We start from the raw sequence: 18,257 nt of genomic DNA, 5'->3' as shown, positions 1-18,257 counted from the left end.
CGACACTTTATCTAACTGATTGAAGAGTATCAAACCAGTGCAAAAACTAACGAAGAAGCACTAAATAAACAACAAGAAACTCTTGCTAAAGAATTAGAAGAATTACAAAAAAATTGGCATAAAGAAAAACAAAATCATAATCGAGAAGTTCGAGAAAGAGAGCAAGAATATTTGACGAATAAGAAGCGAGATGAAGAACAATATGTTTATAATTTAGAATTAGAAAGACAACTAGATGAGGAACAATATCAAGCAGAAAAACAAGCTTTATATCAAGAATTAAAAGAAGTAAGAGAAACTCAAGAAAAACAATGGCAAGAAAGAGAAGAAAGTATTAGTAAACAGGAAAAAGAACAAGAAGAAACGAAAGCAAAACTGGAACAATTAGAACAGGAATTAGAACAGAAGATTAAACAGGCTAAAGAAGAAGGAAAAGGAATTGGAACTTATCAAGCTAAAATTAAATCCGACTTACGTAGTAAAGAAATAGAAGGAGAAAAACATAATTATGAACTCAGAATTGCTGCTTTAGAAGAAACGATAAGCAATCAAGACATTCGTCACCAAAAACTGTCTCACCAGTTAGAAGCGTCTCTCAAACAGGTTCAAGATTTAGCGGTTAAAGCCATTGAAGGAACCTCTAATCGAAATTCTTTTGAAGCGATGAAAGAAATAGCCATGGAACAGGCAAAAAATCCACAAAAAAGTAAATAAAAATACAGTAAATAGTTATCGATGAGCAGTGACCAATGGTTACTATTCATTGATAACTAAATTTACTTTATGATTATCAAGATTTTAAACAGCAAAACCTGTCTGTAACGGTTTAAAGGAACCCATATAGTTAGAGGTTTCTTTAAGTTGTAATTGTAGTGAAGTCGGTTTAATAGTCTGGGATTTTAAATGAGTTCCCACTATCTTAGTTTCATTAAATTTAGCGTTAGTAAAATCAGCATCTTCAATGATAGCATTAGTTAAATCAGTTCCTTCTAAATCTGCCCCTCGAAGATTAGCCCCTCGAAGATTAGCTCCTCGTAAATTAGTATGATCTAATTTCGCTCCTTCAAAATTAGACCCTTGTAATTTAGCCCCTTGAAGATTACTATATGTGAGTCGGCATTTTTCAAAATTGATTCCTTCTAAATCAGTGTAACTTAAATCAACATCTTTGATGAATGTATGACTTAAATTCGCTCCAAAAAAAGATGCTTCTTGTAAATTACAACAAGTTAAACGGGCTTGTGAAAGATTAGCCCAATTGAAATTGACTCCCATCAAATTAGTTTCTCTGAGGTTAATTTTCTGAAGATTGGCCCCACAGCAATTAGCATAGGCTAAATTAGCAGCTCGTAAATTAGTATGGGCTAAATTTGCCCCACTCAACTTAGCTTTGACTAAAATGGATTTAACCATGAAAGCCCCAGTCAAATTGGCTTTAGTTAAATCCGCTTCAATCAATTGAGACTCACTCATTTTAGCATAGGACAAATCTGCCCAATTTAAACTAGCTTGACTTAAATTTGATTTGGTTAAAAATCCGCGACTGAGGTTAATTCCCATTAAATTTGATCGGGTTAAATCCACAGAGATTAACATGACTCTTGATAAATCAACTCCCCTAAGATCAAGTTCTGGGAAGGTACGATTGCCTTGTTCATATTGTCGCAGTAGGTGACTAATATTCATAGTAGGATTAGACACACTCAAAGATGGTAGCTAAATAAATTGCAGTAAATTCAATTATCTTCTAGTTCATGTAAACTAGATACTGTCTCAATTAAGAGATTAACTAATCTACTGCTATTAATTATCCTGGTGTAACAGAATAAAAGTGTTCGTATATTTTATTTTACTCTGAAGAAAATATGATTGACGCTATCAATTCTAATTTGTTAAAAAACTTATTTGTTATTTAATTTTACTCATGTTATTTTGTAAAGTATTATATCTTATGCCCCCTATTGACCTCGCATTTTTAAATAATGTCTATTTTTTTACTGAAATATTACTGAGGTTTTCGACATCATAATTCAATCATAATCTTCCTTCAAAATAATTTAGTCTGAATTAGTCACTAGGGAATAAATTTGACCATCCATGAGAATACGAGTAATTCCTTTGGCTTGTAAATAGTCACAAGTTTTGTAAAGAAGACGACCATCAGGAATTTTAATTACTCGTTGAGAACGATTAGAGAAACGACGAGCAACCCGATGATTATCAAAAATTGGTAACGTTTTTTGTTGTACCTCATCCACAGGAATTTGACCGAGATGGGCAAATTCTTTCAAAGGTTTTGCGATTAATTCAGCAGAGCGATCAATGACCAGATAACAAGTTTTAGGAAAAGTAGCAGCAGATAAGGGAAGAACTTTAATATCTTCATTTGTCGATAAAGACTCCTTATACTCCTCTTCTTCCTCTCCCTCATCCTCATCGTCTTCATCATCCCAGTCGTCGTCACTATCTTCTAACTCTTCCCCTAGCATTTCTCCAACAGCAACCACATTAACTTCTTCTAAGTCTTCTGTGTCTTGGTCTTCCTCTTGAGAAACTAAGACAGGGGCTTCTTTTTTGACCACTGGCTTAGGTTTTGAGGAAGGTTCTGGGGATGGAGTTTCAGGAATAGACTCAGACGACTCTATTGTTTGATCAGTAGTCGCTTCTGGGACTGAAGGAAGTTCTGGTGAGGGAACTTCTTCATTAACTTTAAGAATCGGTTTTGCTTGCTTAGAGGTAGAGTCTTCTTCGGCAATAGCTTGAGCTTTATTGGTTCTGGCTAAGCGTTTTTGTTGAATTAAATCTTCATACTCAAGATCCGATAGAGTATTTTTCAAAAAACGACTAATAGTAGAACTACTGACCCCGTAACGGTCAGCTAAGGTAGATGTAGTTTCTGGAGTTTGACGATAAAGATTAAGAATTTCTTGTTTGTCGTCGTCAGTTAGTTTCTTGGGACTCATGGGATTATACCTACCTTTTTGGCAGTTCGACTCTACCTTAACACCTCAGAAGCATCTGCTAGAATTATCCCCAGTAACCTAGGGGTAAACTAATTCTCAACAGGTAACTAGGATATCAGGATTTAATGGATTGCCTGATCTAGTGTATCGTTAACCGCTAGGTTTCATCCCTTCTTAGTATCAAAAACTTAACGATTATGGCAATGGCAAAGGGGAAACCCGCTTTATTAGTATTAGCTGACGGAACAACTTTTGAAGGGTTATCTTTCGGGGCGAAAGGAACCACTGTGGGAGAGGTAGTATTTAATACGGGAATGACAGGATATCAAGAAGTTTTGACCGATCCGAGTTATTGTGGTCAGATTGTGACGTTTACCTATCCAGAATTGGGAAATACAGGGGTCAATCCGGATGATGAGGAATCAGAAAAACCCCAAGTAAAAGGGGTGATTGCTCGTAACATAACTTATCGCCCTAGTAATTGGCGATCAACGGAGTCTTTACCTGATTATTTGATTCGTCATAAGATTGTCGGTATTTATGGCATTGACACCAGGGCTTTAACCCGTAAAATTCGCTCTGTAGGGGCGATAAATGGGATTATTTCTACAGAAGTCTTGGATAAAAGCGAATTATTGCGCCAAGTTCAATCAGCCCCTTCGATGGCAGGATTAAATTTAGTTAAAGAAGTCACTACCAAAGAGATTTATGAGTGGTCAACTCCAACAGATGGACATTGGGAATTTAAAGCTAGAAATGGTGATGGTTCTCCAGATGTTTTTACTGTGGTAGCCATTGATTTTGGGGTAAAACGGAATATTTTACGACGTTTAGCTAGTTATGGTTGCAAAATCATTGTGGTTCCTGCTGACACCCCACCAGAAGACATTTTAAAATACAATCCTGATGGTATTTTCTTATCCAATGGACCGGGTGATCCTTCGGCAGTTACAGAGGGCGTGACGACGGTTAAAGCCTTAATTGAACAAGGAAAACCCACATTTGGCATTTGTATGGGACATCAAATTTTAGGGTTATCTTTAGGGGCCGAAACCTTTAAGTTGAAGTTTGGTCATCGGGGTTTAAATCAACCTTGTGGACTGCAACAAAAGGTAGAAATTACCAGTCAAAATCATGGTTTTGCGGTAACGGAAAAGTCCTTAGATGCAGAGGTAGAAATTACCCATCTGAATTTAAACGATCGCACCGTTGCTGGATTGTCTCATAAAAGTTTACCGTTCTTCTCCGTACAATACCATCCTGAAGCCAGTCCAGGCCCTCATGATGCAGACTATTTATTTGAGAAGTTTGTCAAGATGATGAAAGAAAATAAAGGGAAATGATCAAGTTAGATATATTCAATAAGGGAATAGTAATTAAGTTGCTCTGTTCCCTATTCTTTGTTCCCTATTCCCTTTAAGAATGAGTGAAACCCTTGCCTTAACAGTTCGTATGTGTAATGAACTGTTAACCAGCTTATGTCAATTATTAGCCCTCTTTGTCATTTTTGTTGGCATTATGAGGGCGTTGATTATTTTCCTCAAAGATTTATTGTTTAAACCCCAAACAACAGAAGCGTTTCAACGCAGTCGTTTGGCAATGGGTTATTCGTTTTCTTTGGGTTTAAGCTTTTTGGTGGGGGCAAGTATTTTAAAGACAATGATTTCTAGTCGATGGGATGATCTGGCCAGATTAATTCTTATTATTGCCGTACGAACAATTCTTAATTATCTCCTCACACAAACGATCGCTTCTTCTGATCAAAAAGAATCCCTTTCACTCTCGAATAATAACAACAACTCATAAAAAAGCTACCAAGATTAAAGATGCAGCAACTTCATAAAAAGTAATCGAACGGGCAATACAAAGTCCTGGTAATTTTTTCATTGTTTTACTTCACTTTGGGTCAATAATTAACGAATGTCTGAGAAGAAAAAGAGGAGAAGTGATATTGCTATCACCAACGCCAACTCCTCCCTCAAAACAATGACCCCTCACACCTAGTCATCTGTTTAAAACGCTTTGCAAAAAACAGATTATAGATGTTGGACAAAGGCAGTAGGTTGATGTTTGTTTGTGACTGCGTTTTGCCTTCAATCTTAGTTTATCGGGTTAATAATAATACTTCAGTCCCAGAAAAAAGAGAATTTTGTGAATTAATGAGTAGAAAATTGTGTTAATAAAGTAGAAAATTAGGGAAATAAAGAGAGATTTTAACATCCATTAATTTAATCATACATGGTATTTGTATAAAAAGATACTACTATTATTATGGTTTCGTATAAATTGCAACAATCTAATTGGGATTAGTCAAAAATTCAAAACTTATAGACGACGTTGACTTTTCTTTAATTATCCCAATCCTGATTTAATTCCTCGATTGTCTCTAAATAAAGTTTAATTGCATCTTTGATATTGTTAATTGCTTCTTCCTTTGTTTCACCTTGAGACCAACATCCTGGGAGACTCGGACACCATATGGCATATCCTTCTTCGCTTTCTTGTAACCTCACTTTGTAGCGCATATCTTGTAACATTGAATATTATCTTTCGCCATTATATCCAAAGAAACAAATAACTAGGTTATAGGAGAAGCGATTAATGGGAGAATATGAATTTACCTTAAAATTTGAGCTTCCAGACCAAAATATAGATCCTGAGATTTACATTGATCAATTGTATGAGCCAGGGTGTGACGATGCCTTAATTGGGATTGGAAAAAAGGGATATATTGCTTTGGATTTTATAAGAGAATCAGAGACAGCTTACTTAGTAGTATCAAGTGCAATGGAAGATGTTTTAAAAGTAATTCCACAAGCCAATATTCTTGAAGTTGCACCAGACTTTGTGGGAATAACAGATATAGCGAAACTTTTAGGATGCACCCGACAGAATATCCAAAAGTTAATCCCAAAAGACAATGCAAAATGTCCTCATGCGGTTTATCGGGGGTCCCAATCTATTTGGCATTTAGCAGATATTTTGACATGGTTAGTTGAAAATAAAGATTATCAAATTGAAGAATCGTTGATAGAAATAGCTCAAACAACTAGACATTTGAATCTAGCGAAACAAATTAATAAACTTTCTCCCAACTGGGAAGAACAATTCAAAACTTTGGTGGGTTATCAATAAAAAAAGTTACTATAATTTAACTGTAGAATTTTTCTCTAAACTGATGAAAGCTGATCGCCCAATATTACGAAAAGTCTCTATCAATCTTCCGTTTGGTATTGGTGGGGCTGAATGGGAAGTTGATTCTACCCAACGTAGGGCTGCTTGGGCGTTATATGTGGAGGCGGTAATGCCAATAAAAGCTTAGGAGACAACCAAGGAGCGATCGCTGACTATAATCAAGCCATTAAACTCAACCCTGACTATGCTGCTGCTTACAACAATCGCGGTATTGCCAAGAAAAGCTTCGGAGACAAACAAGGGGCTATTTTTGACTATAATCAAGCAGCACAACTTTACTCACAACAGAATAAGATGGATAAATATTTAGATGCGGTTGAGCAAGTGAAAAAGTTAGAAAACAAATGATTTTTTAAAAGATTATTTGGACGAAACCAGTAAAAAAGCCAACAAACCCAAAAGTTGACAGAATTTTAGAGTATAATAATTTAAAGATATGGTGATGAACAAACAAGATTTAAGTGAGAACCTGCTCTTAAATGCCTACTCATGAACAAGCTATTGCCTCAGTTTGTGTTTCTCAATCTTTATCAGATATGTTGCAACCCATCCATTTATTTAGATATGATCCATTTTAAAAACACATCTATATTTTGGCTGGCAATAACGAAGGAATAGAAATTATAATTTTTGAACAAGGAAACTGGGAATTTTACGAAGATGACGAAACCTAATTTTACACAAATGACTCGTAAAGAATTGAAAACTTATATCCGACAAAACCCTACTGATGATGGAGCAATTAGAGAACTATTTGTTAATCGTCGTAGTCCTAATGCTAAAAAATATCCCTATCCTCATAGTATGAGCAAAGAAGAATTAGATAATATCTTTCGTTCTAAACCTCAAAATTAGCCTTTATAAAATCAAAATTATTATTAGCAATGATAGTTAATTCTTCTCAATCATTATTATTAAAAGAAATTGCTGAAAAAACCTCTCAAGCAGCGAGAAAATTAGGGGGACTTTCAACCAGCGATCGCAACCAAGCCATAGAAGCGATCGCCCAAGCTTTAGAAACGGCTTCAGCAGAGATTATAAAAGCCAATGAACTGGATTGTGAACTAGCAGAAAAAGAAGGTATTTCTAAGCCTTTATATAACCGTTTGAAACTAGGAAAAACAAAACTTGATGCAACTATAAAAGGCGTCAGAAATGTCATTAATTTATCTGATCCTATAGGACATATTTCTATTCACAGAGAGTTAGATGAAGGGTTAATCTTAAAAAGGGTAAGTTGTCCGTTAGGGGTGTTAGGAATCATTTTTGAAGCCCGTCCAGAAGCTTTAATTCAAATTACCAGTTTAGCGATAAAATCAGGAAATGGAGTCATTTTAAAAGGAGGAAAAGAAGCCTTAAACTCTTGTCAAACCTTGGTTAAAATTATTAGAGAAGCTTTAAAAAACACTAAAGTCAATTCTGATACAGTACAGTTATTAACCACTCGTGAAGAAACTAGAAATCTCTTAGATTTAGATGAATATATTGACTTAATTATTCCTAGAGGTTCCAATGAATTTGTGAGATTTATTCAACAAAATACGAATATTCCAGTCTTAGGTCATGCGGATGGAATTTGTCACTTATATATTGACAAAAAAGCTGATTTAGAAACAGCAATTTCTATAACAGTTGATTCAAAAACTCAATACCCTGCTGCTTGTAATGCTATCGAAACTTTATTAATTCATCAAGCTGTTGCTGCTGAGTTTTTACCGAAAATAGCTGATGCTTTGACCTCAAATCAAGTTAAATTAAAAGGGGATAAATTAACTCGAAATTATCTCAATATTGAAGCAGTAATAGAAGAAGATTGGAAAACAGAATATAGCGATTTGATTTTATCAATTAAGGTTGTAGACTCTTTAGAAGCAGCAATTAATCATATTAATACCTATGGTTCAAAACATACCGATGCTATTGTTACAGAAGATAAAAATAGCGCAGAAATATTCATGAATCAAGTAGATGCAGCCGGAGTGTATCATAACTGTTCAACACGCTTTGCAGACGGGTTTCGCTATGGGTTTGGGGCAGAAGTTGGCATTAGTACCCAAAAAATACCACCTAGAGGCCCTGTAGGGTTAGAAGGGTTAGTTACCTATAAATATCAAGTAACAGGAAAGGGTCACATTGCAGCTACCTATTCAGGTGAAAATGCAAAAGCATTTACTCATAAAGAAATATAACTTTGTTCTTTAATTGTTTGTCTTATAATATAGGAGAAAATGCTAATAAATTGAAAAAAATAAGATTATGGAAATATTAATTTCTTTGCTAATCACCGCTATCAGTTTATTGATTATTGCACAACTACCGATAGGAGTAGAAGTGGATAATTTTTGGAAAGCTTTAGTCGCTGCCATTGTTTTTGGTATTCTCAATGCTTTAGTTAAACCCATCCTGGTTTTTCTCAGTATTCCTTTAACCATATTAACATTAGGCTTATTTTTGTTAGTTGTTAATGCTATCGTATTCGGTTTAGCTGCTGCTTTAGTTAGCGGTTTCCGTTTGCGATATGGTTTTTGGAGTGCGCTTTTTGGATCAATCTGTTTAAGTTTTATTAATGGTGTTTTATCTAATTTTGTAGGATAAGACTTTTCAAAAAATGTTGAGTAAAAGACGCTATTAATAGCGTCTTTATAAATATAAAAAAATGAATAATTAAAAGCTAATGGATGACTATAATAAAATTAATTTAACGATTGATTGGAATAAAATAATAATAGATTATAAAAAAAAATATTCTAATTATAGAGTTGCAGAAAAGAAAAAAAGTTATCAATTATTTCCTCAAGGAACTCCTCAAATTCCAGAATCTATAAAATTACGAGACTATCAACAAGAAGCGGTTATTAACTGGTTTAAAAATAAGGGAAGAGGAACCTTGAAAATGGCCACAGGAAGCGGTAAAACAATTACTGCTTTAGCCATTGCTACAGAATTATATGAAAAGATTAAACTACAAGTTTTATTAGTGGTTTGTCCCTATCGTCATTTAGTTATTCAATGGGAAAGAGAATGTAAAAAGTTTAATCTTAATCCTATTTTAGCGTTTGAAAGGGTTGATAATTGGCAAAGTCAACTATCAACAGAACTGTATAATATACAATGTCAACAAAAACCTTTTTTAACCATTATTACAACTAACTCTACTTTAATTAATCAAGGATTTCAATCACAAGTTAAATTTTTTCCTGAGAAAACTTTAATTATCGGTGATGAGGCGCATCATTTAGGTTCCCCTCGTTTAGAGAGTTGTTTACCCCGAAATATTGGCTTAAGACTAGCTTTATCAGCCACCCCAGAACGATATTTTGATGAAGAAGGAACCGAGGCTTTACTAATCTATTTTGGAGACATAATAAAACCAGAATTCACCTTAGCTGATGCTATCAAAAAACAGGCATTAGTGCCTTATTTATACTATCCGCTCTTTGTTAACTTAACAGAATCAGAAGCCTTTACCTATGCTAAATTAACTCAGCGTATTGGTTGGGCATTAGGAAAAAATGATAATATTAAAAACAATGATAACTTGACATCATTATTAATTCAGCGATCTCGTTTAATTGGAACCGCAGAAAATAAACTAAATGCCCTAAGAGAATTAATGAAAACTCGTTTAGAAACGAAATATACACTTTTTTACTGTGGGGATGGCTATTTAGAAAATGAACCAAAAAATTATCAAAAACAAATCTCGGCTGTCACTCGTATTTTGGGTAGAGAATTAGGCTATCGAGTTAATACTTATACTGCTGAAAATACTCTAGAAGAACGAAAAAAAATACGCGAACAATTACAAAAAGGAGAATTACAAGGAGTCGTTTCCATTCGTTGTTTAGATGAAGGAATCGATATTCCAGAAATTGAACAAGCCGTGATTTTGGCCAGTAGTGGAAACCCTCACCAATTTATTCAAAGAAGAGGAAGAGTATTAAGACCTTATCCTCATAAAAAACAAGCAATTATTTATGATATGATAGTTATGCCTCCTAATTTAGACCGAGAAACATGGGAAGTAGAAAGAAACCTCTTAAGAAAAGAGTTAAAGCGATTTATAGAATTTGGTAAAATTGCTAATAATGCAGAAGAAGTTAAGCAAAAATTCTTATCAATTCAAAAACAATATAATCTCTAACTAAGCTAAAATAAAAAAGAGATAGTTATCAGAAATATTATTATGGCAGGACATAGTAAATGGGCAAATATTAAACGCCAAAAAGAAAGAGTGGATGCTAAAAAAGGGAAAACATTTGCTCAGTTATCCCGTGCAATTATTGTTGCAGCTAAACACGGTATTCCTGACCCCACTGGGAACTTTCAACTGCGGACAGCCATCGAAAAAGCCAAAGCAGCCGGTATTCCCAATGATAATATTGAACGGGCGATCGCAAAAGGTGCCGGAACTTACGAAAATGACGACACTGTATATGAAGAAATTCGCTACGAAGGTTATGGCGTTGGGGGGGTTGCTATTCTGATAGAAGCCTTTACCGATAATAGAAATCGTACTGCAGCCGACTTGCGTTCTGCTTTTAATAAAAATGGGGGTAACTTAGGAGAAACAGGATGTGTCAGTTGGATGTTTGAACAAAAAGGAGTAGTGAGAATAGAAGGTAACATCGATGAAAACACCTTATTAGAAGCCTCAATGGAAGGAGAAGCAGACAGTTATGAATTATACGAAGAAGGAGATGAACAAGCAGCAGAAGTGTTTACAGAGATGACTAACTTAGATATATTAAGTCAGACATTTAACGATAAAAACTTTAACGTCACAGAAATTGAATTAAGATGGATTCCTAATAATCTCATTTACATTGAGGACGATGAACAGGCCAAAGCCATTATTAAATTAATTGAAGCCTTAGAATCCTTAGATGATGTACAGAATGTGACGACTAACTTTGAAATGGCTGATGAATTAATGTTGTTAAGTATAGAAAGTTAAAAAAAGAGGGAAATTTCAATAATTGAAATTTCCCCACTCTCTTGAATTAAGCATTGATGAAAAATAGCTTAAGATTCCGTTTCCTTACGGGTTTGGATGTATAAAATAAGTAAGAATACGGTAGGAACGAGAACAAAAAGAATAGTTGCAATAAAGCCAAGATCGTTAACTTCCATGAGTAATAAGCCTCTATGTTATCAAATGAAAACAACAACTCTTAGAATATCATTACAACGGTCAATGACTGCAATTCGTCCTGTTTATTATTTCGGCTTGGTAACTACCTTGATAGGTCCATTAACAATGGTTTGACAAGCGAGACGGTAGTTATCAGGCTTTTTCTTAAGCACTCGTTTTTCAAAATCAGTACGGGGAGAGAGATTTTCCATCCCTTCAGCAATTTCGACAATGCAGGTTCCACACTGCCCATAACCACCGCAATTCATCAGTTTACCTTTAAAGGTATAAATATCAACTTTATTTTGTAAAGCTTTCTCCCGTAGATTCGCTCCTTGCGCTGACACAACCTCTTTATTTTCTTTAACAAAATTGATAGTCATCTGCCCTCCTTGCATTATGCCGATAGTATAGAACAACCATTACTTATAATGTTAAGAAATTATAAGTAATTTAACCAACGTATTCAATAGTTGAGCCTAACGAGAAGAGAGAAAAATCCTAAACAGTAGATTTACCTCATCTCAAAAAGACGACCATCGGGGTAGTTACTCACCGCCCGTTGCAGGGCATTAAGGGACTGATTATATTCAATGATAGCTTGTAAAAAATTACCCCGTGCTTGGGACAAGTCTCGTTGAGCATTAATGACATCCGTTTGAGTACCAACCCCTGCTTGGAAGCGTAATCTTGCCAGTCTGAGGGCTTCTTCACGAGTCACCACATTTTGTCGGGTACTGCTAATATTTTCCTTGTTAGCAATCAGTTGATAGTAAGCATCTTCAACCTCAAAACGAATTTGATTACGGAGATCAGCAAATTGAATATTAGCTTGATCCATACGACGTTCAGCAGCCCTAGCACCAGCAAAAGCTCGTCCCCCATCGAATAATCGCCAAGTTAAACGGGTTTCAAAACGATAGTTAACTAATGCACCCAAAGAATCATCAAAGTCATCGTCAAATCCATAATTCGCGAGAAAATCTAAACGTGGAATAATTCCAGCAATAGCAATGCGACGATCCTGTTGAGCAATTTCTCGCTGCACTAACTGTTGTTCTAACTCCGCACGATGTTTGTAAGCTTGAACGATGGTTTCTTCGAGGGAGAGGTTCCAGTTGCCTGATTCTGTAATTTCATCAGCAGCCACTAATTGAACGTGCTGGCCCACACTAAGGGTTTCTGCTAATCTGCGTCTGGCGATTCGTTGTTGAGCGATCGCCCTCGTTAATTCTTCGTTGGCTGCAGCCAAATCTCCTTCAGCCCGTAGCACATCAAATCGAGTCCCTAACCCTGCTTGTTCTAAGAGTTGGGCATCTCGTAAGGTTTGGGAGGCATTTTCTACGTCTGCTTGAGCGATCGCTACTTGGGCATCGGCATTTTGTAAGAGGTAATAGTTATCTGTCGCTTCAAAGCGCACCTGTTCAGAAATACGTTCTAACTCTAATTGGCGAGAACGAATTTCTCGACTGGCTCTAGTAATAAGGCCATCTCGTTCCCCACCGCTATATATATCATAGTCAAGGGTGACATTGAAAATACCTGTGGTTTCTCGTGATTCAGCCACAGAATCCCTCTCGAAACCCTCATTAAAGTCCCCAACCTGTCGTTCAATAAATTCACGATTCACTCTCGAATCCACATCAATAGTCGGATATAAGGCTGCTCTTTCTTCTTCTAAAAGGGCTTTGGATTCTTCGACTGAAATACGGGCTTCTTGTAACTCCCGATTATTTTGTAGAGCAAAAGCAATGACTTCTTCTAAGGTTAAAGGCCGATTGATAGTTGTTTCTACATTCTCTGGTTTAGTCGGGAATAATAAAGGATTACCACTAGGATTAAGGTTATTTGGGGGTAATTGTTCGAGAACTGTTTCTGAATATTCCTCAGATGCTTCGAGACTGGGAGGCGTTGTGGACTGGGACAGCATGGTTGGATCAGTTTTTTGGCTTTCTCTTACAACAGTTGCCCTTTTTTTCTTTGTTTGAGACGAAACAGAGGACTCTTTCATCTGTTTGATGTCACTAACACGGGGTTGGGATTTCAAGGAATTCTCAGGTTGTAAGAGTAATTTAGCAGCCTCAGATTCTTTTTCCTTAGAAGATACGGTTTGTGCTATTAACTCTGTATTCCAGGATAATGCGGACAACAAACCAACACTCACACACACACAATAACGTAGAACAAACATAATGTTTATCAAAAATTCTAGTTAAACAATTAAATGATAATAGAAATGAAAAATTGATAGTTGATTGAGGACAAGTTAAAAAATAAGCCAATGATAAACTAAGGTCAGCTACAGACTAGACTCAATCTCAACTCAATTTATATTAGCATTTGGCATGATATTAGCTTTGAAGTCATCTTACTAAAGCAAAAACCTCGGAGGCAAAAGTCTTTGGTTCCCCTTTACATGAGTGCCTTTTGCCTTGAACTTTTTTAGTCAGAATAATTTGTTTGAGATAATGATATCGTTGCTCTCATATTTTCTGTTGGCATGGTAGATTTTTCGTCACCAGTTTTCAATGAAGTTATTTCTGAAGAATTCGTTTTAGGTAATAAATTTTGAGATTCTATCTGTTCAATATTACTGTTTTTTTTTCCTTCTTCTTCTGTATTCTTATTTTCTGGCGAACTTAGATCAGATGGGGTATTCTCGGATTTTATCTGTTCAACATTGCTGTTTTTTTCTTCTTCTTTTTCTATATTCTTACTTTCTAACGAACTTAGATCAGATGAGGAATTCTCTAATTTTATTTGCTCAACATTGCTGTTTTTTTCCTCTTCTTTTTCTGTATCTTCAACTTCTGAAGTTCGATCAGATGAGAGAGATTCTGGTTTTACCTCTTCGACATTCGTTGTTTCTTGTAAAATATCTGTTTGTGTTTCGGTTGATTCTTGCTCAGATATCTCATTGTCATGTTTAGTCTGATCTTCTATAACTTGTTCCTTGAGACTCTCATCTGTATTACCATTCCACGTAAGATTTTTTTTGATTAAGGCATTTATTTTATCTTGTTCTTCGGGAGTTAACTGTCCAGGTTCTCCTGATAATTCTTTATAAATTTTAATATATTCGGCTGCTGATTTATACCAACTAAAATCTTGGTTCATACATCGCTGTTGAAGCTTAATCCAATCTGCTTTAAAGCGAAATCCTTCCCAAGCACGAATCATGCAAACTAATAAATCTAAAGGTTCATAATGGTCAAAACAATAACCGGTTCCCTCTTGGTGAATTGGGTCATAAAAAGTGACTGTATCCCCTAATCCTCCAGTCCGTCGAACAATAGGAATACAACCATAACGCATCGCAAACAGTTGACTAATGCCACAGGGTTCAAAACGAGAGGGCATCAAAAAGACATCAGACCCAGCAAAAATGCGTCGAGATAAGACATCATTGTAGAGAATTTGTACGGATACCCGACCTGGATAACGGGCTGATAACTGCCATAACTGATTTTCATAATAATGATCCCCACTTCCCAAAACCACTAATTGAGAATTCGTGTGAGCCATAAAACGATCTAATATCTGAAGAATGAGGTCGATCCCTTTTTGTTCAACTAAACGGGTTACCATCCCCATGACAAAGGCTTCTTTATTGATCTCTAGTCCTGTTTCTTCTTGGAGACCAATTTTATTAGCGATGCGTTTTTCTAGGGTATAGGGGGTAAAAGTTTGATAGATTAACTGATCTTCGGCAGGGTTATACACATCCATGTCAATGCCGTTGAGAATACCCACCAGGTTTTGATTCACATAAGATAATAATCCATCGAGCCTTTCTCCATAAGCTGGCGTTTGAATCTGTTGAGCATAGGTTGGAGATACAGTCGTAATACGTCCGGCAAATTTAATTCCTGCGGCCATAGCATTATCTCCATCCATATACCAGGGACACCAAGAATGATGTTCTATAAAGCCACGACCTGGCCCTTGATAGGCTAAATTATGAATCGTAAAAACTGTGGTAATATCAGGGGTTTCGTGCATCCACACTGGAATCATTCCTGTATGCCAGTCGTGACAATGGATTATATTGGGTTTCCAACAATTCCAGGCAAACTCTGCTGCTGCGTTAGAAAAGAAAGTGAACCGCCAGTATTCATCATCTCCGTAAATTCGGCGAGGGGCAAAACTATGATGTTTCAGTAAATAAAGGGGAACATTACTTTTCGGAAGCGTGGTTTGATGAACCGAAAACTCCTGGGACATGGCATTGGATTTCCATATCGGTTCTGAGGGAATTTCTATTTTATCGTCGAGAAATCCATAATAAGGCATGAGAATTCGTACGTCATACCCCAATTGATGTAAAACTTTCGGTAATGCTCCGATAACGTCTCCCATGCCGCCAGCTTTCGCTAAAGGAGCGACTTCTGCCCCTACAAATAAAATTCGCATTCTTAACTCTGTGTTCCCTTGTTTGCCACTTTATGATTTTGACATACTCTACCGTCAAATTGGAGATTATGACAGAAGTTTTGCTAGAAGTTTTGTGAGTTAAGCTTCTCATATCATCTTGGCAAGTATTCTGTTGCAAAAAATAGGGTCTTGCGAGAGCGAGTGCTGCAGCACCGTCGTTAGATTAAAATAAGTACAGATGAACAATAACTCAGTTCATGAACCCAAAACAACCTTTTAAATTAAATAAAGATAGTAAATTAATTGGTTAACCTGTTTGCCAGTCTCCCCAGATAGCTAACGTTAATCCTGGAGAATAAATATTAACAAACATGGTTTTGCCATCAGGAGCAAAACAAACACCAGCAAACTCACTATTATTATAAGCATTACGAGCTAATTTATAATATTTTCCTTCTGGTGTAACACCTATTAAAAATTGTTCTCCTAAACCATCTTCACACAGGATTAAATCACCAAAGGGAGACATAATTAAATTATCAGGATAATCTAAAATTTCTGCACCGGGAGATTCTGCAAATAAAGCGATAGTTTCTTCTGCAGGATTATAGCGGAAAATTTGACCTTTTTCTGCATTTCCTCCACTGGTACAAGTAAAATAAAACTCACCTTCTGCGAAACAAATACCTTCCCCTCGCTTAAAAATTGCAGCCCCTTTTTTTTGTGCTTCGTAGCGTAATGTATCTTCATCGGGATCAACGTTTTCAAGCTGTACCCATTGAACTGATTTCAGTTGATTAAGTGGGTAATTTTTGCTGGTATCTATTTTTGACATTCCTTCGATAACTAAGGCTTCTAAAACACCTCCTTTTTGTAAATTTTGCCTTTCCTTGGGACGAAAACGATAAAAACAACTATCATTTTGATCTTCTGTTTGATAAATGTAACCTGTTTTTGGATCGACTGCAATCGCCTCGTGGCGAAATCTTCCCATCTCAATTAAGGGATTCGGTTTTGCCATTTTCTCCTGGGAAGGAACTTCAAAGTTATATCCATGTTTTTTGATTATTTGATTAGAGTTGTTTCGATCTTTGATCCTAGAAATAGAAGTATCTTCTTCGCAACTAATCCAAGATCCCCAGGGAGTGATTCCTCCTGAACAATTACGATTAGTTCCTGCTAAGGAAGCAAATTCTTGTTTTACGTTAAGATTTTTATCAAGTATTAAAGTAGTGGTTCCACCTTGAGAAATGGGATCATATTTATCGTTAGCTGACCCCTTAACGCCATAGGGGGAATTAGGACTTAATTCATGATTACGCACTAAAATTATTTGATCTTTCTCACCCGAAAATGTCGCCATTCCATCAAAAGCAGGAGGAATGATATTACCATCAGTCATGGATTTTCCCCCATAGGAAATAACTTTATATTGCCATCCTTTGGGTAAATCTAAAATTCTATCAGGATCAGGTATTAATTGACCAAATTTATCGGTACTGGTGGTCTTACCATTAGCAGCAAGATGATAATAATTTTTTAATGAATTAGCAGCAATAATGCTAGTAAAACTGATACCTGTTATCGTTAGAAAATTTCTGCGAGATATAGCCATTTTATTTCATTATATTTATTTCATTATTAACTTTATGTTTCAGGCCATTTTTACCATTGTTTTTAATATCGTACATTAAATGATCCACTTCTTCAATAGCTCGATCAACCGATTCAGGAATTGTATAATAAGTAATAGCACCAATACTAAAGCTGATGGGTAGTTTTTCTAATTTAGCCATAACTAAAAGTTCGGTTTTAATACGATTTAAAACACCATTTGCTCTTTCATAATCAATTTCCAATAAGATTAAAGCAAACTCATCTCCTCCTAGTCTAGCTAATGTATCTGTTTGTCTAATACTCATTTTAATAATATCTGCGATCGCTTTCAATAAATAATCTCCTTGATTATGACCTAATTGATCATTAACTATTTTAAAATTATCCACATCAAAATAAGCTAAAGTAAACGGATGATTATAACGAGAAAGTCTTTTTATTTCTTTTTGCAAAACTTCACGAAAAAACCTTCTATTGACTGATCCCGTTAAACTATCAATACGGGCTGATTTTTTCTCTCTTTCATAAGCTGCTTTAAGTTCTGATAATAAATAGGTTACAATAACAAAGAAAGATAACCTCACAGCAGCGTTCCACTCTTCTAACCATAGTTGAGGATTTTGGCTAATGTTTGTTTCTGCCCACCACCAACACAAAGAACAAATCACAGAGAAAATAAGTCCTATTTTCCTACTACCATACCAGGTTACTAAAGCAATAGGAAATAAATAAAAAATTGAAATACCTAAATCAATTGTTATGTAAAAATCTAGAGAAATAATGATTATCACCAAAATAATAGAAAAAATAATAATAAGAGATTGGGATAGGTTATCTAAGATTTGAGTGATTTTATGTAAATGTTTTTTCATCATTATTTGTATCTCCTTGTTTTATTATGTAGGTAAGTGAAGAGATAAGCTTGTAGATAAATCTTTGTGATAAATTTATAGTTATTACCCTATTAATTATGA

The 18,257-nt window shown here is 35.6% G+C and carries 19 protein-coding genes and 2 pseudogenes; 12 read left to right on the top strand and 9 right to left on the bottom strand.

What is annotated here, in order from left to right; genetic code table 11:
• Positions 1–171: 171 nt before the first annotated feature.
• Positions 172–714: a hypothetical protein gene (locus CY0110_RS05405; protein ID WP_008274313.1), complete on the top strand. Its 543-nt coding sequence runs from the start codon at positions 172–174 to the stop codon at positions 712–714.
• A gap of 84 nt (positions 715–798) precedes the next feature.
• Here CY0110_RS05405 and CY0110_RS05400 read toward each other — a convergent pair whose 3' ends face one another.
• Positions 799–1,686 carry a pentapeptide repeat-containing protein gene (locus tag CY0110_RS05400; RefSeq protein WP_035798544.1) on the bottom strand — a complete coding sequence of 296 codons (888 nt, stop codon included), beginning with the start codon at positions 1,684–1,686 and terminating at the stop codon, positions 799–801.
• Positions 1,687–2,057: 371 nt separating this feature from the next.
• Positions 2,058–2,963: a helix-turn-helix domain-containing protein gene (locus tag CY0110_RS05395; RefSeq protein WP_008274311.1), complete on the bottom strand. Its 906-nt coding sequence runs from the start codon at positions 2,961–2,963 to the stop codon at positions 2,058–2,060.
• A 197-nt stretch (positions 2,964–3,160) separates the two neighbouring features.
• Here CY0110_RS05395 and carA point away from each other — a divergent pair, with 197 nt between their 5' ends.
• Positions 3,161–4,306 carry a glutamine-hydrolyzing carbamoyl-phosphate synthase small subunit gene (gene carA, locus CY0110_RS05390; RefSeq protein ID WP_008274310.1) on the top strand — a complete coding sequence of 382 codons (1,146 nt, stop codon included), beginning with the start codon at positions 3,161–3,163 and terminating at the stop codon, positions 4,304–4,306.
• 79 nt (positions 4,307–4,385) lie between these two features.
• Positions 4,386–4,769 carry a DUF1622 domain-containing protein gene (locus CY0110_RS05385; RefSeq protein ID WP_008274309.1) on the top strand — a complete coding sequence of 128 codons (384 nt, stop codon included), beginning with the start codon at positions 4,386–4,388 and terminating at the stop codon, positions 4,767–4,769.
• A gap of 542 nt (positions 4,770–5,311) precedes the next feature.
• Here CY0110_RS05385 and CY0110_RS05380 read toward each other — a convergent pair.
• The gene (locus tag CY0110_RS05380) at positions 5,312–5,488 is read right to left on the bottom strand and encodes a type II toxin-antitoxin system HicB family antitoxin (protein WP_071943775.1); all 177 of its coding nucleotides are present in this window, start codon (positions 5,486–5,488) and stop codon (positions 5,312–5,314) included.
• A gap of 76 nt (positions 5,489–5,564) precedes the next feature.
• Here CY0110_RS05380 and CY0110_RS05375 point away from each other — a divergent pair, with 76 nt between their 5' ends.
• The 9 genes and pseudogenes from CY0110_RS05375 to CY0110_RS05345 all read left to right on the top strand — a co-directional run bounded on the left by CY0110_RS05375 (position 5,565) and on the right by CY0110_RS05345 (position 11,115).
• Complete coding sequence (locus tag CY0110_RS05375) at positions 5,565–6,098, top strand: helix-turn-helix transcriptional regulator (protein WP_008274306.1); 534 nt, start codon at positions 5,565–5,567, stop codon at positions 6,096–6,098.
• 43 nt (positions 6,099–6,141) lie between these two features.
• Positions 6,142–6,285, top strand: a complete 144-nt coding sequence (locus tag CY0110_RS29840; RefSeq protein WP_008274305.1) for a hypothetical protein — start codon at positions 6,142–6,144, stop codon at positions 6,283–6,285.
• Positions 6,243–6,506: a tetratricopeptide repeat protein gene (locus tag CY0110_RS05370; protein WP_008274304.1), complete on the top strand. Its 264-nt coding sequence runs from the start codon at positions 6,243–6,245 to the stop codon at positions 6,504–6,506. The genes CY0110_RS29840 and CY0110_RS05370 overlap by 43 nt, the downstream gene beginning before the upstream one ends.
• Positions 6,507–6,637: 131 nt before the next feature.
• A pseudogene (locus CY0110_RS31615) lies at positions 6,638–6,832 on the top strand (DUF6888 family protein).
• Positions 6,819–7,013, top strand: a complete 195-nt coding sequence (locus tag CY0110_RS05365) for a DUF6887 family protein (protein ID WP_008274303.1) — start codon at positions 6,819–6,821, stop codon at positions 7,011–7,013. The pseudogene CY0110_RS31615 and the gene CY0110_RS05365 overlap by 14 nt, the downstream one beginning before the upstream one ends.
• Positions 7,014–7,042: 29 nt before the next feature.
• Complete coding sequence (gene proA / locus CY0110_RS05360) at positions 7,043–8,347, top strand: glutamate-5-semialdehyde dehydrogenase (RefSeq protein WP_008274302.1); 1,305 nt, start codon at positions 7,043–7,045, stop codon at positions 8,345–8,347.
• Between the two features lie 67 nt (positions 8,348–8,414).
• Positions 8,415–8,753, top strand: a complete 339-nt coding sequence (locus tag CY0110_RS05355) for a phage holin family protein (protein WP_008274301.1) — start codon at positions 8,415–8,417, stop codon at positions 8,751–8,753.
• 79 nt (positions 8,754–8,832) lie between these two features.
• Positions 8,833–10,302, top strand: a complete 1,470-nt coding sequence (locus tag CY0110_RS05350) for a DNA phosphorothioation system restriction enzyme (RefSeq protein ID WP_008274300.1) — start codon at positions 8,833–8,835, stop codon at positions 10,300–10,302.
• A 42-nt stretch (positions 10,303–10,344) separates the two neighbouring features.
• Positions 10,345–11,115, top strand: coding sequence for a YebC/PmpR family DNA-binding transcriptional regulator (locus CY0110_RS05345; protein ID WP_008274299.1), 771 nt, complete (start codon positions 10,345–10,347; stop codon positions 11,113–11,115).
• A gap of 68 nt (positions 11,116–11,183) precedes the next feature.
• Here the strand turns inward: CY0110_RS05345 and psbM are convergent, their stop codons facing one another.
• The 6 genes and pseudogenes from psbM to CY0110_RS05320 all read right to left on the bottom strand — a co-directional run bounded on the left by psbM (position 11,184) and on the right by CY0110_RS05320 (position 18,158).
• Complete coding sequence (gene psbM / locus CY0110_RS28380) at positions 11,184–11,291, bottom strand: photosystem II reaction center protein PsbM (protein ID WP_071943770.1); 108 nt, start codon at positions 11,289–11,291, stop codon at positions 11,184–11,186.
• Positions 11,292–11,378: 87 nt separating this feature from the next.
• Positions 11,379–11,675 (bottom strand): 2Fe-2S iron-sulfur cluster-binding protein, encoded by a 297-nt coding sequence (locus CY0110_RS05340; RefSeq protein WP_035798607.1) that lies wholly within the window; start codon positions 11,673–11,675, stop codon positions 11,379–11,381.
• Between the two features lie 131 nt (positions 11,676–11,806).
• Positions 11,807–13,483, bottom strand: coding sequence for a TolC family protein (locus CY0110_RS05335; RefSeq protein WP_008274297.1), 1,677 nt, complete (start codon positions 13,481–13,483; stop codon positions 11,807–11,809).
• 809 nt (positions 13,484–14,292) lie between these two features.
• Positions 14,293–15,705, bottom strand: a pseudogene (gene glgA, locus CY0110_RS05330) (glycogen synthase GlgA); the annotation flags it as partial.
• Between the two features lie 268 nt (positions 15,706–15,973).
• Positions 15,974–17,281, bottom strand: coding sequence for an alkaline phosphatase PhoX (locus CY0110_RS05325; RefSeq protein ID WP_008274295.1), 1,308 nt, complete (start codon positions 17,279–17,281; stop codon positions 15,974–15,976).
• Position 17,282: 1 nt separating this feature from the next.
• A complete protein-coding gene (locus CY0110_RS05320) occupies positions 17,283–18,158 on the bottom strand; it encodes a GGDEF domain-containing protein (protein ID WP_008274294.1) in 876 nt (291 codons plus the stop codon).
• Positions 18,159–18,257 lie beyond the last annotated feature (99 nt).

It is taken from the genome of Crocosphaera chwakensis CCY0110, assembly GCF_000169335.1.
Classification (GTDB): domain Bacteria; phylum Cyanobacteriota; class Cyanobacteriia; order Cyanobacteriales; family Microcystaceae; genus Crocosphaera; species Crocosphaera chwakensis.
Note: the sequence above shows the minus strand (reverse complement) of the source record. Positions and strands in the feature narration are given on the sequence as shown.

What these genes read in the sequence shown, in the direction of transcription:
- CY0110_RS05400 (WP_035798544.1), bottom strand. Translation starts at nt 1,686, where the DNA reads ATGAATATTAGTCACCTACTGCGACAATATGAACAAGGCAATCGTACC.
- CY0110_RS05395 (WP_008274311.1), bottom strand. Translation starts at nt 2,963, where the DNA reads ATGAGTCCCAAGAAACTAACTGACGACGACAAACAAGAAATTCTTAAT.
- carA (WP_008274310.1), top strand. Translation starts at nt 3,161, where the DNA reads ATGGCAATGGCAAAGGGGAAACCCGCTTTATTAGTATTAGCTGACGGA.
- CY0110_RS05385 (WP_008274309.1), top strand. Translation starts at nt 4,386, where the DNA reads ATGAGTGAAACCCTTGCCTTAACAGTTCGTATGTGTAATGAACTGTTA.
- CY0110_RS05380 (WP_071943775.1), bottom strand. Translation starts at nt 5,488, where the DNA reads ATGCGCTACAAAGTGAGGTTACAAGAAAGCGAAGAAGGATATGCCATA.
- CY0110_RS05375 (WP_008274306.1), top strand. Translation starts at nt 5,565, where the DNA reads ATGGGAGAATATGAATTTACCTTAAAATTTGAGCTTCCAGACCAAAAT.
- CY0110_RS29840 (WP_008274305.1), top strand. Translation starts at nt 6,142, where the DNA reads ATGAAAGCTGATCGCCCAATATTACGAAAAGTCTCTATCAATCTTCCG.
- CY0110_RS05365 (WP_008274303.1), top strand. Translation starts at nt 6,819, where the DNA reads ATGACGAAACCTAATTTTACACAAATGACTCGTAAAGAATTGAAAACT.
- proA (WP_008274302.1), top strand. Translation starts at nt 7,043, where the DNA reads ATGATAGTTAATTCTTCTCAATCATTATTATTAAAAGAAATTGCTGAA.
- CY0110_RS05355 (WP_008274301.1), top strand. Translation starts at nt 8,415, where the DNA reads ATGGAAATATTAATTTCTTTGCTAATCACCGCTATCAGTTTATTGATT.
- CY0110_RS05350 (WP_008274300.1), top strand. Translation starts at nt 8,833, where the DNA reads ATGGATGACTATAATAAAATTAATTTAACGATTGATTGGAATAAAATA.
- CY0110_RS05345 (WP_008274299.1), top strand. Translation starts at nt 10,345, where the DNA reads ATGGCAGGACATAGTAAATGGGCAAATATTAAACGCCAAAAAGAAAGA.
- psbM (WP_071943770.1), bottom strand. Translation starts at nt 11,291, where the DNA reads ATGGAAGTTAACGATCTTGGCTTTATTGCAACTATTCTTTTTGTTCTC.
- CY0110_RS05340 (WP_035798607.1), bottom strand. Translation starts at nt 11,675, where the DNA reads ATGACTATCAATTTTGTTAAAGAAAATAAAGAGGTTGTGTCAGCGCAA.
- CY0110_RS05335 (WP_008274297.1), bottom strand. Translation starts at nt 13,483, where the DNA reads ATGTTTGTTCTACGTTATTGTGTGTGTGTGAGTGTTGGTTTGTTGTCC.
- CY0110_RS05325 (WP_008274295.1), bottom strand. Translation starts at nt 17,281, where the DNA reads ATGGCTATATCTCGCAGAAATTTTCTAACGATAACAGGTATCAGTTTT.
- CY0110_RS05320 (WP_008274294.1), bottom strand. Translation starts at nt 18,158, where the DNA reads ATGATGAAAAAACATTTACATAAAATCACTCAAATCTTAGATAACCTA.